Origin of the sequence: Allokutzneria sp. NRRL B-24872 (genome assembly GCF_002155965.1) — a bacterium.
In the GTDB taxonomy this organism is placed as follows: Bacteria; Actinomycetota; Actinomycetes; order Mycobacteriales; family Pseudonocardiaceae; genus Allokutzneria.
Genome location: NZ_MUMH01000124.1, coordinates 49694 through 64751 on the forward strand (window position 1 = coordinate 49694; position 15058 = coordinate 64751).

General features: G+C 68.1%; 19 protein-coding genes. 6 read left to right on the forward strand and 13 right to left on the reverse strand.

Annotation, left to right across the window (positions count from 1 at the left end; translation table 11 throughout):
• Positions 1-108: 108 nt before the first annotated feature.
• Both corA and CCN37_RS28600 read left to right on the forward strand, forming a co-directional pair.
• Positions 109-1191: a magnesium/cobalt transporter CorA gene (gene corA / locus CCN37_RS28595; protein WP_086826703.1), complete on the forward strand. Its 1083-nt coding sequence runs from the start codon at positions 109-111 to the stop codon at positions 1189-1191.
• Positions 1192-1210: 19 nt separating this feature from the next.
• Entirely contained in the window at positions 1211-1606 is a 396-nt protein-coding gene (locus tag CCN37_RS28600) for a hypothetical protein (RefSeq protein WP_086826706.1), read from the forward strand.
• Here the strand turns inward: CCN37_RS28600 and CCN37_RS28605 are convergent.
• Positions 1584-2072, reverse strand: coding sequence for an HXXEE domain-containing protein (locus CCN37_RS28605; protein WP_210408245.1), 489 nt, complete (start codon positions 2070-2072; stop codon positions 1584-1586). The two genes, CCN37_RS28600 and CCN37_RS28605, sit on opposite strands and share 23 nt — an antisense overlap.
• Before the next feature lie 35 nt (positions 2073-2107).
• Here CCN37_RS28605 and CCN37_RS28610 point away from each other — a divergent pair, with 35 nt between their 5' ends.
• Positions 2108-2677, forward strand: coding sequence for a TetR/AcrR family transcriptional regulator (locus CCN37_RS28610; protein ID WP_086826708.1), 570 nt, complete (start codon positions 2108-2110; stop codon positions 2675-2677).
• 6 nt (positions 2678-2683) lie between these two features.
• Here the strand turns inward: CCN37_RS28610 and CCN37_RS28615 are convergent, their stop codons facing one another.
• From CCN37_RS28615 to CCN37_RS28640, 7 genes are all read right to left on the reverse strand, one after another.
• Positions 2684-3076, reverse strand: a complete 393-nt coding sequence (locus tag CCN37_RS28615; RefSeq protein WP_086826710.1) for a type II toxin-antitoxin system VapC family toxin — start codon at positions 3074-3076, stop codon at positions 2684-2686.
• A complete protein-coding gene (locus tag CCN37_RS28620) occupies positions 3073-3396 on the reverse strand; it encodes a type II toxin-antitoxin system Phd/YefM family antitoxin (RefSeq protein WP_143261853.1) in 324 nt (107 codons plus the stop codon). Before CCN37_RS28620 ends, CCN37_RS28615 begins: the two co-directional genes overlap by 4 nt.
• 100 nt (positions 3397-3496) lie before the next feature.
• Positions 3497-4009 (reverse strand): hypothetical protein, encoded by a 513-nt coding sequence (locus CCN37_RS28625; RefSeq protein ID WP_086826715.1) that lies wholly within the window; start codon positions 4007-4009, stop codon positions 3497-3499.
• Positions 4010-4166: 157 nt separating this feature from the next.
• On the reverse strand, positions 4167-4301 hold the full coding sequence (locus CCN37_RS42100; RefSeq protein ID WP_256388086.1) for a hypothetical protein: 135 nt from the start codon (positions 4299-4301) through the stop codon (positions 4167-4169).
• 192 nt (positions 4302-4493) lie between these two features.
• Entirely contained in the window at positions 4494-5192 is a 699-nt protein-coding gene (locus CCN37_RS28630; RefSeq protein WP_086826717.1) for an MgtC/SapB family protein, read from the reverse strand.
• Between the two features lie 283 nt (positions 5193-5475).
• Positions 5476-6567, reverse strand: a complete 1092-nt coding sequence (locus CCN37_RS28635) for a DUF2332 domain-containing protein (protein WP_086826719.1) — start codon at positions 6565-6567, stop codon at positions 5476-5478.
• A gap of 213 nt (positions 6568-6780) precedes the next feature.
• Positions 6781-7698, reverse strand: coding sequence for an SMP-30/gluconolactonase/LRE family protein (locus CCN37_RS28640; RefSeq protein ID WP_086826721.1), 918 nt, complete (start codon positions 7696-7698; stop codon positions 6781-6783).
• A gap of 79 nt (positions 7699-7777) precedes the next feature.
• Here CCN37_RS28640 and CCN37_RS28645 point away from each other — a divergent pair, with 79 nt between their 5' ends.
• The 3 genes from CCN37_RS28645 to CCN37_RS28655 are packed head-to-tail and all read left to right on the forward strand — an operon-like array spanning position 7778 to position 9774.
• A complete protein-coding gene (locus CCN37_RS28645) occupies positions 7778-8458 on the forward strand; it encodes a metallophosphoesterase (protein WP_086826723.1) in 681 nt (226 codons plus the stop codon).
• Positions 8448-9296: a ParB N-terminal domain-containing protein gene (locus tag CCN37_RS28650; RefSeq protein ID WP_086826726.1), complete on the forward strand. Its 849-nt coding sequence runs from the start codon at positions 8448-8450 to the stop codon at positions 9294-9296. The genes CCN37_RS28645 and CCN37_RS28650 overlap by 11 nt, the downstream gene beginning before the upstream one ends.
• Positions 9297-9306: 10 nt before the next feature.
• The gene (locus tag CCN37_RS28655) at positions 9307-9774 is read left to right on the forward strand and encodes a DUF3558 family protein (protein ID WP_086826727.1); all 468 of its coding nucleotides are present in this window, start codon (positions 9307-9309) and stop codon (positions 9772-9774) included.
• Between the two features lie 73 nt (positions 9775-9847).
• Here CCN37_RS28655 and CCN37_RS28660 read toward each other — a convergent pair whose 3' ends face one another.
• From CCN37_RS28660 to CCN37_RS28680, 5 genes are all read right to left on the reverse strand, one after another.
• Complete coding sequence (locus tag CCN37_RS28660; RefSeq protein ID WP_086826729.1) at positions 9848-11026, reverse strand: ABC transporter ATP-binding protein; 1179 nt, start codon at positions 11024-11026, stop codon at positions 9848-9850.
• Positions 11027-11033: 7 nt separating this feature from the next.
• A complete protein-coding gene (locus tag CCN37_RS28665) occupies positions 11034-11879 on the reverse strand; it encodes a carbohydrate ABC transporter permease (protein WP_086826731.1) in 846 nt (281 codons plus the stop codon).
• Positions 11879-12790 (reverse strand): carbohydrate ABC transporter permease, encoded by a 912-nt coding sequence (locus CCN37_RS28670; protein ID WP_086826733.1) that lies wholly within the window; start codon positions 12788-12790, stop codon positions 11879-11881. Before CCN37_RS28670 ends, CCN37_RS28665 begins: the two co-directional genes overlap by 1 nt.
• Positions 12787-14094 carry an ABC transporter substrate-binding protein gene (locus CCN37_RS28675; protein WP_086826735.1) on the reverse strand — a complete coding sequence of 436 codons (1308 nt, stop codon included), beginning with the start codon at positions 14092-14094 and terminating at the stop codon, positions 12787-12789. The genes CCN37_RS28670 and CCN37_RS28675 overlap by 4 nt, the downstream gene beginning before the upstream one ends.
• A gap of 367 nt (positions 14095-14461) precedes the next feature.
• A complete protein-coding gene (locus tag CCN37_RS28680; protein WP_086826738.1) occupies positions 14462-14980 on the reverse strand; it encodes a general stress protein in 519 nt (172 codons plus the stop codon).
• Positions 14981-15058: the final 78 nt, after the last annotated feature.

Consider the following 15058-nt stretch of genomic DNA (forward strand, 5'->3'; position numbering starts at 1 on the left):
GCACCAGGACTGGCCGGGACGCGCACCCCAGAGTCGGAAACCGCCCGCTGATCGGGTTTTCCGGCATCTCGTAACGCATTTCGCCGCGCGAACTCTCGGGAGCCCGTCATGCCTGGTTTGCCCACGCTCGGCCGCAAGGGCGGCCGCACAACTCGAAACGGTCGAGGGATGACTCCGATTCCGGTCCCGCTTTCGGCCTACGTGGTCGACTGCGGCGTGTACGTCGACGGCAAGCGCCTCCCCGGGCGGTGGACGCACCTCGCCGCGATCGAGGAGGTGCGCCAGCGGCAGAACGGCTTCGTCTGGATCGGCCTGCACGAACCGGACGAGGAGCAGATCCAGAGCATCGCCGACACCTTCGGCCTGCACGAACTCGCCGTCGAGGACGCGGTGCACGCGCACCAGCGGCCGAAGCTCGAGCGCTACGACGACATGCTGTTCATGGTGCTCAAGACGGTGCGCTACGTGGCGCACGAGTCGCCGGAGACGGCCAACGAGATCGTCGAGAGCGGCGAGATCATGGTCTTCGTCGGCCGCGACTACGTGATCACCGTGCGGCACGGCAAGCACGCGGGGCTGGCGACGCTGCGGCACCTGCTGGAGGAGGACCCGGAGAAGCTCGCGCTCGGGCCCGCCGCCGTGCTCTACCAGATCGCCGACCACGTGGTCGACCGCTACCTCGAGGTGACCAGCGCGGTCGAGGACGACATCGACCAGATGGAGGTCGCCGTCTTCGACCCGCGCAGCGACGTCGACCCCGAGCAGATCTACCTGATGAAGCGCGAGGTCATGGAGCTGCGCAGGGCGGTCGGCCCGCTGGCCACCCCGCTGCGCAGGCTCGCGGAGGGCTACATCCCGCTGGTGCCGGAGCAGGTCCGCTCCTACTTCCGCGACGTCGACGACCACCTCACGACCGTGCACGACCGCGTCGTGGCCTTCGACGAGCTGCTGACCACGCTGATCGACGCGGTGCTCGCCAAGATCACGCTCCGGCAGAACAACGACATGCGCAAGATCTCCGCGTGGGTCGCGATCATCTCGGTGCCGACCATGGTCGCCGGGATCTACGGCATGAACTTCGAGTTCATGCCGGAACTGAAGTGGGCCTTCGGGTACCCGATGGTCCTGTGCGTCATCGTCATCGCCTGCGTCGTGGTGTACCGGATCTTCCGGCGCAACCGCTGGCTCTAGTGCTGTTGGGAGGTTCCCCATGCTCCGGATGCTGCGCAGCCTGCGCGCCTGGATCTTGGTCGTGGCAGTCGCCTGGATCGCCACCATCACCGTGCTGATCATGAGCAAACCCGAGGACGGGGCTCCTTCGGCCGACGTCCTGGCCACGCAGATCGCCGACGCGCTGCGTGCCCAGGACGCCGACCGCCTTGCCCAGCTCGTGTCCTTGGACGAGGGCGGTGACGAGGTCGCGCGGGTGACCGTCGCCAACTTCGGCACCGTGGACACGCAGCTGATCACCTCGCACCTGGAACGGCTCAACGGCGTCCAGGTGGTCGTGGACTACGTGCGCCCCAACGGTGAACGCGGCGCGCTGCGGCTGTCAGCCGTGGTCAGCTCCGGGCGGTGGAAGGTCACCCCCGTCGCCACGCCCTGAACGCTCTGGTGAGCACGGCCGCCGCGCCGTGCACCCCGCCGAGCGCGACGGGGAACCAGGCGAACGAGCCCACCCGTGCTTCCAGTGGAATCCCGTTGTCCCGCAAGCATTTCAACGCCCACAGCGAGTACGGCGCCACCACCAGCGGGGCGGTGACGAGCCCCGGCGTGTAGCGGCGCAGCAGCGCGGACTGGGCGAGGTGGGTCAGCGAGTGCAGGCCGAAGCCGGTCAGCACCGTCTGGAACAACGGCGACCGCCCACCCGTCCGCGCTCCCGACGCGGCGGCGGTCGCCACCACCACCCCCATCAGCCCGATCGCCGTGCTGACGTGCGCCTGGTCCACCTCGGGCAGCCAGGTTCCGTTGTCGCGGGAGAACTCCGCCATCGTCAGCAGCTCTTCGGCGTCGTGCACGAGCCAGGCCGCGAGCAGACCCCAGGCCACCACTTTTACGTTACGTGACGTCACGTAATTTACGATAGCCGCGAGGAAGGGAGGCGTCCATGCCCCGTGGCCGACCGCGCAGCTCAGCGGCCCAGGACGCGATCATCTCCGCGACGTTGTCGGTGCTCGTGGAGTCGGGCTTCGCCGGCCTGACCATCGAGGCCGTCGCGAGCAGGGCGGGCGTTGGCAGGCCCACGATCTACCGCCGCTGGGCGAGCCGGGAGGACCTCGTGGTGGACGCACTCGCCACGACCGTCCCCGTAGCGTCCACAGTGGACACAGGAGATCTGTTGGCGGACATAGCTTCCACGGTCCGCATCGCGATCAACGGCCTCGGCGGCTCAGAGCTGGGCGGAGCGGTCGTCGGGGTTCTCGCCGCATCGGCCGGAAACCCGCCGCTGGCCGCCGCCTTGGCCGAGCGCTACCTCGGTCCACGCCTCGGCGTCGTGTCAGAACTGATCGCGCGCGGCATGGCGGCGGGGGTGCTGCGAACGGACCTGAGCCCGGAGGTGATCCGCGACCTGCTGCTCGGACCGCTGGTGTACCACTGGCTGGTGACCGGCGCCCCGATGCCGGAATCCGACACCGAGGCCCTGTTCACCGCCGTCCTGACCACGCTCCGCGCCTGAGCGGAGTCACCTCGGCGACGCCACAGGGAGTCCTGCCGCGCGCGCGTGCTCGGCAAGCCGCTTGTCGTAGGTGATGAACTCGGTCAACGGCTGGGCGAGTTCGATGGCGGTTGCCAAGTGGAGGGCGTCGAGCGAGCGCAGGTGCTGACCGGGCAGACGTCTGGCCTCAGCGACGATCACGCCCAGCGGGAATCGGATGAAACCCGCCAGGATCTGATCAGCGAGCATGTGCTGATCCTCATCCGCCTCAAGTCTGATCAACGCGCGATGGATCTCAACCTCGCTCAGCTCCGAGGTCGCAAGAGGCTCGGTGAACACCTGCAGGTGTTCGGCCAGTGCTACCGACCCATCCTCCACGAGTACAAGTTTGATCAACGCGCACGCGTCGAGATAGATCACCTGTCGCCGCTCTCCTCACGGTCGGCCAGGATCGCCGCTGAACCCGACAGTCCCGTCGACGTGGCCCGTGCGGGCAACGAGCGCAGCAGAGCGCGGAGCCGAGTCTGCCCCTCGCGCCAGTCCTGCCGCACGTGGCCAGCCGCAGCCAACTCGTCGAGCCAGACCTCATCAGGATCAGGGGGGCTGATGATGCCGATCAGCTTCCCGTTCCTGGTGATCCCAATGCGTTTACCAGCCTCCACCAGCTTCAACACGCTGGTCGTCTCGTGGGTGAGCCGACTCACGGTCACCCGCTCCGGTGGTGGGTTCGGCGTCGCCATCGGTCCCCCATCCCTTCGGTTCCACCTATCTTACCCCGGCATTCCACAGTCTCCGCGAGATAGTGGAATGCCGGGTGGCCGATGGTGGAACGACCTGGGATCAGAAGGGCCACTCCCAGCCACCGCTGGTGTCCAAGCCCGTAGGCCGGAACGTGATCACACCGGAGGTGCTCCGGGTGTCCAGCACCAGCTTGCCGACGTACTTCGATCCCGCTGCGAGATCTCCCACGGGTAGTTGCTCGGAGTCCTTGAGGCACGAGTACGTGGCTGCGGTGGCCACGTTGGCCTCCGTGAGCCCGTCCTGCCCAACGACCGCGAACGAGTGCGGGTTGAACATGCCGCCCATCGCAGGCTCCATGTCCGCACTGGTCTGAATCGTCCAGCTCAACACGACCAGGTGCCCGTTCTCGCTGCGGCTGGCGTACTTCGCCGAGCACTTCGCGTCGACCTGGATCGCGTCGAGCGTGAACTTGACCTGGGAGGAGTCGATCGAGCCCGTTCCGCCGAATCCCGCGATCTCGCCGATCTTCTTCTGGATGAGACCCCGAGCAGATCGGGGCTTCGTCGTCGTGGTGGGCAGCGCCGTGGACGCGGGCGGCGCCGTGGTGCCCACCGCTGCCCCGGGCGCTGCCTGCGGCGGAGCAGCAGACTCCGCACAACCGCTCAGGAGGCTCGCAGTGGCAACGCACGCCACAAGGGCGATTTGAATCCTGGTCATCGCTCGGCCGCCTCTGAGTCGCCGAGCAGACTGGCCGCGCTGGAACGCCCGGTCAGGCGGAGTGCGCGTGCTCGCGTGCCGGGGTCTCGGCGTGGCCGGCGAACAGGCCGATGACAGCGCCCATCACCGCACGGAGGAGGAAGCTCGCCGTGCGCGGAGTGGTGGTCGTGGTCCCGTTGGGGGTCATCGCTGTGTGCCTTGTCTGCTCGTTCGTGGGTGCCGATGCGATCATCGGCCTACCCGGTTCTCGCGGCGCCAAACCCGGTCGTTAACAGCTCGAACGCGGCTTCATCCGGTCAGGCGTGAATCTGATTGTGCTGGTAACGAAGCCGGTTCCGCGAACGAATTTCCCTGCCAAGTCCACTGTGGACAATGATCTTCAGTCCTCCGTGGGGTGTGTCACGAGTCTCCAGCTGACCGAGCTGACGCCCGGGCGCAGGCTCAGCGCGCTGACCGCGCGCTCCAGCTTCCCGCCGCCCACGCCCCTGCCGAGCACCCGCGCGGTCACCTCGACGCGGTCGGACGCGAGGTCCGCGCTGGTCAGGGCGCGCAGGTGGAAGCCGCCTTCGGCGATGGAGCTGACGACGAGCGCGCGGACGTGGGCCTCGTCGGCGTCGCGGCAGACGGCGCGCAGGTCGTAGTCGGTCTCAGCGACGGCGGGGTCGCTGGCGCGCCCGTCGACGAGTCGGCCGAGGGGGCGCAGGCCCACGTTGGCGATGACGATCACCACGGCTCCGGCCGCGGCGACGCCGTAGTGACCTCCGCCGCACATCAGGCCGACCCCGGCGGTGCCCCAGATGGTGGCGGCGGTGTTGATGCCGCGCAGGTTGCCGCCGTCGCGGATGATCACCCCGGCGCCGAGGAAGCCGACCCCGGAGACGATGTAGGAAGCGATCCGGGTCGTGCTGCCGCCGTCCGGGGTGAGCACGCTGAACAGCTCGAACAGCGCGGCGCCCACGCAGACGAGCGCGTTGGTGCGCAGTCCGGCCGTGCGCGCCCGCCACTGCCGCTCAAGCCCGACGAGCGCGCCGAACACCGCCGCGCACAGCAGGCGCAGCCCGATCTCCCACCAGGTCATGGGGTACTCCTCACAGCATTGCGCGGATCTCCGCGCAGAAAGAATTGCCGCAGCCAGCACTCAATGTCTGGCGCGGTGATGGCGTTCTTCTCATTCGGCGCACCGGGGCCACCACATGGCCTGCCAGCAGCGCGAACGCGTCAAAGAAAAGGGCGTTTGGTCAGCCCTGGCGCTTACTGGGGGGATCGCACGGATTCAGACTCACGGCGATCACCTCCCCAGCGCGCAGCACACATTCGAACGCACGAAAGGCTACTCCCGCGCTTCGCGGAAAAGGAACCCCTCAGATCCAGTGACGCTCGTCCCAGGTGAACGGGTCGCCGTGGCCGACGCCCGTGCCCAGGTGCAGCGAGATCCCCGCTGGCCACAGCCTCAGCAGCAGGTCGAAGTGGTACGGGTCGGCCGGGTCGTTGGCTCGGCGCGGCTCGAAGACCAGCAGCGCGAGCGGCGCGTCCTTAGTCGCCTTCGCCGCCGCGGCAGCGACCACGGCCCTGCCGCGAGCGCGTTCCCTCGGCGGCGCGTACTGCCACACCACCGAGTGCCACACGACCGTGACCACACCGGTGACGTCCTTGGCGAGCTGGGTGCGCAACCACTCCGAGCCCTCGGCGCGGTGCACCGGCACGGGGTCGGCCGTGGCGAGGTCGATCGCGCCCTGCAGGCGCTGGTAGCGGTCCACCTGGTCCGGCCACACGAAGGAGGACAGGTGCCTGCGGCCGTCCTCGGTCGTCGCGTCGACCGGGTTCATGTCGCAGGCGGCGCGGTCGGCCACCGTGAGCGGGACGGCGAGGTCCGCGCGCGGGCGCCCGCTCCAGGAGAGGTCGAGCTGCACGGGGCTCTCGTCGTCACCGAAGCTCGTGCCGTCGTCGAGGCGGTAGCCGAAGCGGTGCGGGCGCAGGTTCAGCCCACCGCTCGCGCCGATCTCCAGCAGCCGCACGGGGAACGGTGTGTCCAGGCCCGCGTGCTCGGCGGCGCGCTCCGCCGCGACCAGCAGGCCGCCGTAGAGGGCCGCGCTGCGTGCGGGCTCGTTGGTCTGCACGGCGTTCGCGCGGATCATCGCGCGCAGCATGTCGGCGTGCTCGTCCAGCACCGGCTCGGCGTCGGCCCAGAGGCGGTCGCTCTCCAGGTGCCCACCGACCGTGGGGTAGTGCTTGGCGAGGCCGGGGGCCTTGCCCTCAAGGACGAGCCGGTGAACGGAACCGGCGAACCGAAGACCGGGGACGGTGCCACCGCGGTCCAGTTCACTGCCCGCCATCACCTTCCGGGTCACGCCGCCGGCAGCGAGGTCGTCTGCCGCCGCGCGCAACAGGGTGGCGTTGAGCGGGCTGTGGGACTGGCAACCGCGGGCCGCATCTCGAAACAGCTCCACGAGCACCTTCGGAACGGTAGTCCGACGATGGGGTGAAAGCACGCCCCGGTTCCCCGATTCACTCGGCTGCGAGCAAGCTTTACCAGGCGTTCACGCACCGTCGACCCGCGACAACGTTGGCCCGGCGAAACCCAGGCGCCACAAGGGCGTTTGCCGTCACGTTCGGGCCAGGCGCGGTGGTGAACCGCGCCCCGCCCGGACACGAGCCGTAGTTGGTGCTCAGAACCTGGGTACGGCGACGGCGTTGTAGGTGACGGTCGGGCCGGGCTCGGTGCCGAAGCGCGCGTTCGGCAGGTAGAGGCGGTCACCGAAGGCGGCGACGGTGGTGGGGACGTCGAAGCGCGGATCGGTGATCTTCTTGTGCAGAGCGCCCTTCGTGCCCGCGTGGTCCAGACGCAACGCGGTCAAGGTGTTGAGGCGGTTCTGCACCACGTACAGAACGTGCCCCTGCCGCAGCATGCCGTCGCCGTTGGTCAGCACGACATCGCCGAGGTCGACGGCGGCGGCCTTGCCGGAGCGCGGGTCGACGCGGAAGAGCTTGCCGGAGCCGCTGTTGACCACGAGCAGGCTCCTGCCGTCGGGCGCGGTCTCGATGCCGTTGGCGTTCAAGCCCTCCGACTGCACCCACTCACCGCCGAGCGGGACGCTCTCGGCCTTCGCGGGCAGTTGACCGCCACGGCCGAGGGGGAGCTTGTAGAGCAAGGGCTTCCGCGAGTCGGTGAAGTACGCGGCGTCCCCGGTCAGCACGACGTCGTTCACGAACGCGCCGCCGAGGGCGTAGCTCGCGAGGACCTTGCCGGAGCGCGAGTCGATCACGCGCGCGTCGCCCTCGGCGCCACCGGAGACGAACAGCCGACCGCGCTTGTCGATCTTGAGACCGACGGCGGGGGTGCCGGTGGCGGGGCTGACCTCCGAGCCGCGACCCGTGCGGAGGTCGATCCTGCGCACCGAGCCGTCCCTGAGTGAGCCGAAGTACGCCGTCGCGCCGCTGATCGCGATGCCCTCGGGCTGGAAGTGGTTGGGGAGCTGGAGCGTCGTCGGGAAGGCGGGGGCCCGCTCGGCCTGCGCGGGAACCGCTAGCACCGCGGCAAGGCCGATGGCGGCGACCCCGGCCGCGAACGCGCGTCGACTCGTCATTTCTTCACGTTAAGGATCGCCGTGTGAGATGTGAGTTGCGTCAAGGCGGAGTGCTCCGTTCGGCCCTAGGCTCTGCGGCGTGGTCAAGGTGCTCGCGGTGGCGGACGAGGTCGTTGAACAGCTCTGGACCTCCTACATCCAGCAGATCAAGGTCGATCTGATCCTCGCGGCGGGGGACCTGCCCTACGACTACCTGGAACACCTGAGCAACGCGTTGGACCGGCCGTGCGTCTTCGTGCCCGGTAACCATGACCCCGACCTGACCGGATACACCAACGTGCGAGGTTTGTGGACGAAGAGCGGCATCCCGACCAGGTGGCCGGGTCCGGCCGGTGGCGTGAACGCCGACGGCAGGGTGGTGGACGCGGCGGGGCTGCGGATCGCGGGCATCGGCGGATCGATCCGCTACAACCGCGGGCCGAACCAGTGGACGGAGCGCCAGCAGGCGCGCCGGGTCCGCAGGATGGCCCGGCTCGCGAACTGGCGGCAGCTGCGCGACGGGCGCGGTGTCGACGTCCTGCTCACCCACAGCCCGCCCAAGGACTGCGGCGACCGGGAGGACCCGCCGCACCGGGGCTTCGCCTGCCTGCACGACGCCGTGCGGCGGCTGGGCCCGCCGCTCATGCTCCACGGCCACATCCACCCGCACGGCGAGCCGACACCAGATCGTCAACTGGCGTCAACACGGGTGGTCAACGTCGTCGGATATCACGTCATGGAGATCCCTTCGCGCGGACAGGAGGCAGGAGATGCGCGGTGACACCGGATTCCCGCGGGCCGACGCGGAGAACGACTTCATCAGGGCGCGCCGCCGCCAGGTCATGTCGCGGCTGGCGAAGTGGATGCGCCGGGAGCCCGACGACGTCAACATCATGCTCCCCTACGCCGAGGTCATCGCCGCGCTCGGCCAGGAGGGCGAACGGCGGCTCGGGCTCCAGGTGATCCAGGTCGAGTCGATCGTCGGCAGCGTGGACCGCACCCGCGACTTCGACCGGCGCTTCCGGCCCACCTCCGGCCGCACCCGCGAGCGGTGGGAACGGCTGGCGCTGGCGCAGCGGCGCGGCGAGTCGATCCCGCCGATCGACGTCTACCGCGTCGGCGAGCTGCACTTCGTCAAGGACGGCCACCACCGGGTGTCGGTGGCGCACGCGCTCGGCCTGCGCACGATCGAGGCGCACGTGACCGAGGTGCGCACGAAGATCGGCGCGTACGACATCCGCTACCAGCACGACCTGCTGATCAAGAACGACCGCAGGCTGTTCCTGGAACGCGTTCCGCTGCCCGGCGAGGCGCGCGCCGCGGTGCTGATGAGCGACCCGTGGGAGTACACCGAACTGGGCGAGACCGTGGAGGCGTGGGGCTTCCGGCTGATGCAGGACGAGGGCAAGTTCCTCGACCGGCTCACCGTCGCGAAGCGGTGGTACGAGGAGGAGTTCGTGCCCGTGGTGCGGATGCTCCAGCAGGCGGACCTGGTCGGCGACCGGACCGAGGCCGAGGCGTACATGCACATCGCTGGCGAGCGCTTCCGGCTGATCAGGACGCACCGCTGGGACGACGAGGTGATCGACGCGGTGCGCCAGAGCAAGAAGCGCCGCTAGGTTGACCGGCATGCCCGCTGCCCGTGTGCTCCCGCTGCTGGTCCTGCTCGTCGCCGGGTGCGGTTCCGCCGCGCCCGCTCCCCCGCCCCCGGGTGAGGCTCGCGTGGACACCTGCGCGGTCTTCGGCGAGGCGGACCTGAAGGCGCTGGAGCTCTCCCAGGGCCAGCGCATGCCCAACAAGCCGACGGGCTGCATGCTCGGCTCGCCGCGCGGGTTCCGGGTGTTCGTGATCAACGAGGAGAGGGTGACGATCGCCGACGCGGAGAAGCGGACGCAGATCTCCTTCTCCCGCAACAAGGTCAACGGCCGGTCGGGGTTCCTGGCGGTCGGCGAGGAGTCCTCCTGCACGCAGGGCGTGGAGTTCGGCGCGGGCTCGCTGCACGTGCTGGCGAACGTGACGGGCGCCCAGGCGCCGATCGACGCATGCGACCTCGCGCGCAGGGTGATGGACGTCGTGGAGCCGAAACTCCCGCGCTAGCAAGGAGAACGACGAAGGCCGCATCCCCGCAGGAGCGGGAATGCGGCCTTTCGACTGCGGTGGAGCGAGGGGCCTAGTCCGTGTAGGTCAGGGCCCTGCCGCTCTCCTGGTCGAAGAGCTGGATCTTGTCGAGATCCATCCAGACGTCCAGACCGGAGCCCTCCTTGGCCTTGGACGCCGCCGCGAGGCGGGCCACGGCCTGTCCGGCACCCAGGTCCGAGACGCCCACGTCCGCCGCCAGCTCGTCCAGCTGCGCCGAGCTCGCGCGCTTGCCGGAGATCGAGAAGTAGGCGAACTTGTCCGAGCCCATGGACTCGAGCACGTCCACCTGCGTGGTGAACGTCGCGCCGCGCGAACGGGCGGCGGAGTCGACCAGGGAGGCGTCCTCGAAGTGCTCGGGACGCAGACCCATGATCACGTCGCGCGTCGTGCGACGACCGCGCTCGACCATCCTGCGGACCTTGTCGCTGAGCGGGAAGGAGCCCAGCGCCGTGGACAGCGCGCCGTTCTCCAGCGTCGCCGGGATGAAGTTCATCGCCGGCGAGCCGATGAAGCCCGCCACGAACAGGTTCGCCGGGTTCTCGTAGAGGAACTGCGGAGAACCCACCTGCTGCACCGCGCCACCGCGCATGACCACGACGCGGTCGCCGAGGGTCATCGCCTCGGTCTGGTCGTGGGTCACGTAGACGGTGGTGGTGCCCAGGTTCTTCTGCAGCCTGGAGACCTCGGTGCGCATCTGCACGCGCAGCTTGGCGTCCAGGTTGGACAGCGGCTCGTCCATGAGGAACGCCTTGGGGCTGCGCACGATCGCGCGGCCCATGGCGACGCGCTGCCGCTGACCACCGGAGAGGTTCGACGGCTTGCGGTCGAGGTGCTGCCCGAGATCCAGGATCTTGGCGGCCTCGTTGACCTTCGCGTCGACGGTCTTGTTGTCCACCTTGGCCAACCGCAGCGGGAACGCCATGTTCTCGCGCACGGTCATGTGCGGGTAGAGCGCGTAGGACTGGAACACCATCGCGATGTCCCGGTCCTTGGGCGCGCGCTCGTTGACCCGCTCGCCGCCGATGCGCAGCTCACCGGAGGTGATGTCCTCCAGGCCAGCCAGCATGTTCAGCGTGGTGGACTTGCCGCAGCCCGAGGGCCCGACCAGGATGATGAACTCGCCGTCGGCGATTTCGAGGTTCACTTCCTGGACGGCCAAAGCGCCGTCCGGGTACTTCTTCGTCACCTTGTCCAGGACGATGTCGGCCACGACTCACCTACCCCTTGACCGCGCCGGACGTCAGACCGGCGACGATTCGGCGCTGGAAGAACAGCACGAAAAGAATGATCGGAATGGTGATCACCACGGCCGCGGCCGAGGTGGTCCCCGTTGGGTCTTCGAACTGGCTGCTACCCGTGAAGAAGGCCAGCGCGGCCGGAACGGTCCTGGACGCCTCGGTCGAGGTGAGCGAGATCGCGAACAGGAAGTCGTTCCAGCAGAAGATGAACACCAGGATGGCCGTGGTGAACACGCCCGGTGCGGCGAGCGGGGCGATGACCTTCTGGAAGGCCTGGCCCGGCGTCGCGCCGTCCATCTTGGCCGCCTTCTCCAGCTCCCACGGGATCTCCTTGAAGAACGCCGAGAGCGTGTAGATCGCCAGCGGCAGGGAGAAGGTGATGTAGGGCAGGATCAGGCCCGGCCAGGTGTCGAAGATGCCCAGTGAGCGCTCGATGTTGAACAGCGGCGACACCAGTGACACCTGGGGGAACATCGCGATCAGCAGCGAGACTCCGACGAGCGCCTGCTTGCCGGGGAAGTCCAGCCTGGCGATCGCGTACGCCGCCATGGTCCCGAACACGACCGCGATCAAGGTGGCGATGATCGCGATGCCGATCGAGTTGAACAGCGGCCGGATGAACTCCGTGGTGGAGAAGATCGCGGCGTAGTTGTCCAGCGTCCACTCGGTGGGGAAGAACCCGCCCTCGCTGATGGCCTTCTTCGACTTGAAGGACAGCGAGACGATCCACAACACCGGGAACAACGCGTAGACGACGACAACGACGTTGACCAGGCCCCAGCGGACCTTCTTCCCCGTCGTATCGGCACCTCCGATGCCGGCCATCAGCGCTTACCTCCGTTGTCACTGCCCGGCGCGGCGGTGCCGAACACCTTGATGAAGACGAACGCGATGATCGCCACCGCGACGAAGATCAGCACCGACATGGTCGAGCCGATACCCAGGTTCAACCCCTTGATGAGGTTGTTGTAGGTCAGCATCGACACCGATCCCGTGCCCTGCGATCCCGCGGTCAGCACGAAGATGTTGTCGAAGATCCGGAAGGCGTCGAGCGTGCGGAACAGCAGCGCGACCAGGATCGCCGGCTTCATCATCGGCACCATGATCTTGGTGAACCGCTGCCAGCCGCTGGCGCCGTCCATCGCGGCGGCCTTGAGCATGTCGTCCGGCACCAGCGCCAGGCCCGCCATCAGCAGCAGGGCCATGAACGGCGTGGTCTTCCAGATCTCGGCCCCGGCGATGATGCCGAGCGCGGTCGTCTTGTCCGTCAGCGGCGCCTCACCGAAGAGCGTGGCGAGGTAGCCGGAGTCCGGGGTGAAGGCGTACTTCCAGGAGAACGCCGCGACCACGGTGACGATGCCGTACGGGATCAGCGCGGAGGTCCGCACCAGCCCGCGGCCGACCAGCGTGCGGTGCATGACCAGCGCCAGCGCCATGCCGAGCACCAGCTCGATCACCACGGTGACCGCGGTCAGCAGCACGGTGATGCCGAAGGCGTCCCACCAGTACGGGCTGCTGAGCACCGCGGCGTAGTTCTCGAAGCCGATGAACTCCTGCTTGTCCGGGAACTTCAGGTCGTAGCGCTGAAGGGACAACCAGAACGAGTAGATGATCGGCCACGCGGTGACCGCGATCATGATGAACGCGGCGGGCGCGCAGAGCAGCAGGCCGAGGCGACGCTCCGCCTTCTTGCCCTCGCTCAGCACGGGCTTCGCCTTGACGGCGTGGGTGCTCACGGCATGACCCCCTTGGAGTCAATGGCGGCCTGGAGTTCCTTGCGCAGCCGCTCCGCCGTCTTCTGCGGATCGATGTCCTTGGGCGGCGAGAGGATGGTCGACAACACCGTGGAGACGTTCTGCCAGGCGGCGGTCAGCGGGCGGTTGGCCGCGTCGCGCAGTTCCTCGCGGATGGTCTCCTTCATCGGGTACTGCTCGGTCATCTCCGGGCGGTCGTAGACCGACTCGATGGTCGGCGCGACACCCGAGTTGATCGCGGAGTAGAGCTGGTTCGCCGGGTTGCGCAGGCACAGCACGGCCTCGAAGGCCAGGTCGGCCTTTGTCGAGTAGGTGCTCACGCCGTAGTTCGCGCCACCGATGGTGACCCGGCTCGGCTTGCCCTTGTCGATGCCCGGGTAGCGCGCCCACTTGAAGTTCTTGGCGAGCTCCGGCTTCTCCTTCTGCATCGACGCGAACACGTACGGCCAGTTCAGCTGGAAAGCCGAGTTGCCCGCCTGGAACTCCTTGCGGACCTCGTCCTCCTGCGAGCTGGTCAGCGAGGCGCTGGCGATGCCGGAGGTGGCGAAGTCCTTGAGGGTGGACAGCGCGCGGATGGCGCCCTCGTCGACGACGGCGGTGAGGCCGTCCTCGGAGATGATCTTGCCGCCTGCGGAGGCGACCATCGTGTTGTACTGCACGACGAGGCCCTCGTACTGCGCACCGGTCATCACGGCCGTGTACGGCTTGTTGGCCGCCTTGAGCGCCTTGGCCTGCTCGATCATCTCGGCCCAGGTCTCGGGGGCCTTGGTGACGACGTCGTCGCGGTACCACAGCAGCTGCACGTTGGTGTTCTTCGTGGCCGCGTAGGTCCGGTTCTTGTAGCGCGTGGACTCCAGCGGACCCGCGAGGACGCCGCGCTCGGCCTCCTCCTTGTAGGTCCCGGTCCACTCCCTGATCCAGCCGGCCTCGGCGAACTCCGCGAGCCACGGGCTGTCGAGATAGAGGATGTCCATCTCGTCGTCACCGGCCGCGAGCCTGCGCACCATCTGCTCGCGCTGGCCGTCGGCGCCGCGCGGGAGCTTGTTGTAGACGATGTTGAACTTGCCGTTCGCGCTGGCGTTGCAGCTCTCGATGACCTTCTCGAAGTTCTCTTCGGGAGCCGCGTACAGGTTGAGGGTGTTGCCCCCAGTACCGCCGGAGCCGCAGGCCGCGAGCAGCGGAGCGGTCACCAGTGCGACTCCGAGGAGCGCTGATGCTCGACTCCGCGAACGGGTCTTGGTTGACGTGGTGGATCGATAGCGGGCACTGCGACCCGGGCCGTCCATGTAACCCAGCCTCCTTCCTCTGAAAAGCACGAAGGACTACGAGGCTGTGGACACTCCAGCGGCGGCACGAAACCTCGACGACGAGGACTGGCGGACACACCAGGACACCTCGTCGTGCCCTTCGACACGAGCGTGAGCAACCGCACACGCCCGCAGGCTGGTGACAGAACCTAGGGCGAGAGTTCCGACTCCCGCAACCGGGTGACGGCAACGATTCAGATAAGCCCGGAGCGGAAAGGATTCAGAATCCGTTCTTGCCCGGTCACGGTGGGTACGCGCCCGTACATCAACATCAACTCAGCAGAATGTGAAACACCGGCCGGGTCGCCATTCACCTTCGAAGGGCAACCAGCCGGTCAAGCCCTTATCAAGTCTCCTGGCCCGGGGCCTTCATGGCGAGCTTCGCCAGGGCGTCGCGTCCCTTCTCCGCATTGCGAGGCTGGCACAGCACGTCATATCGCCCAGCGACCAACTGGCTCGCCGAGACGAAGTCCCGGCGACCACGCGTAGCCGCGTAGCCGAACGCGTTGAAGATCATGAAGAAGATCACACCTGTGGCCAACGCCACAAGAATCGGGCCCAACTGGAACCCGGTCGAGTTGAACAGGCTGAGCAGGATGCCGACGAAGAGACCGAACCAGGCGCCGGAGGCCGCGCCGGTGGCCAGCACCCTGCCCCAGGTCAGCCTGCCGGTGACGCGCTCGACCAGCATCAGGTCGACGCCGACGATCGTCACCTCCTGCACCGGGAAGGACTCGTCCGCGAGGTGGTCGACCGCCCGCTGCGCCTCCTCGTAGGTGGCGTAGGACCCGATCGGCCACCCCGAGGGAGGCGTCGGAAGACCCTGCGCGCCGCCGGCGGGCCTGCCGGAAAAAGGACTCGTCACCGTTGTCACCTCCGCGAGCTGGACTGGATCACTGAAGTGGAACCGGGTAGATCAATAGTGACCCCGATCATCCTCGCC

Bases quoted from the DNA above. Each gene is read 5' to 3' on its own strand.
- CCN37_RS28655 (WP_086826727.1), top strand. From the start codon at position 9,307: ATGCCCGCTGCCCGTGTGCTCCCGCTGCTGGTCCTGCTCGTCGCCGGG.
- CCN37_RS28610 (WP_086826708.1), top strand. From the start codon at position 2,108: ATGCCCCGTGGCCGACCGCGCAGCTCAGCGGCCCAGGACGCGATCATC.
- CCN37_RS28665 (WP_086826731.1), bottom strand. From the start codon at position 11,879: ATGGCCGGCATCGGAGGTGCCGATACGACGGGGAAGAAGGTCCGCTGG.
- CCN37_RS28600 (WP_086826706.1), top strand. From the start codon at position 1,211: ATGCTCCGGATGCTGCGCAGCCTGCGCGCCTGGATCTTGGTCGTGGCA.
- CCN37_RS28630 (WP_086826717.1), bottom strand. From the start codon at position 5,192: ATGACCTGGTGGGAGATCGGGCTGCGCCTGCTGTGCGCGGCGGTGTTC.
- CCN37_RS42100 (WP_256388086.1), bottom strand. From the start codon at position 4,301: ATGACCCCCAACGGGACCACGACCACCACTCCGCGCACGGCGAGCTTC.
- CCN37_RS28620 (WP_143261853.1), bottom strand. From the start codon at position 3,396: ATGGCGACGCCGAACCCACCACCGGAGCGGGTGACCGTGAGTCGGCTC.
- CCN37_RS28640 (WP_086826721.1), bottom strand. From the start codon at position 7,698: ATGACGAGTCGACGCGCGTTCGCGGCCGGGGTCGCCGCCATCGGCCTT.
- corA (WP_086826703.1), top strand. From the start codon at position 109: ATGCCTGGTTTGCCCACGCTCGGCCGCAAGGGCGGCCGCACAACTCGA.
- CCN37_RS28650 (WP_086826726.1), top strand. From the start codon at position 8,448: ATGCGCGGTGACACCGGATTCCCGCGGGCCGACGCGGAGAACGACTTC.
- CCN37_RS28675 (WP_086826735.1), bottom strand. From the start codon at position 14,094: ATGGACGGCCCGGGTCGCAGTGCCCGCTATCGATCCACCACGTCAACC.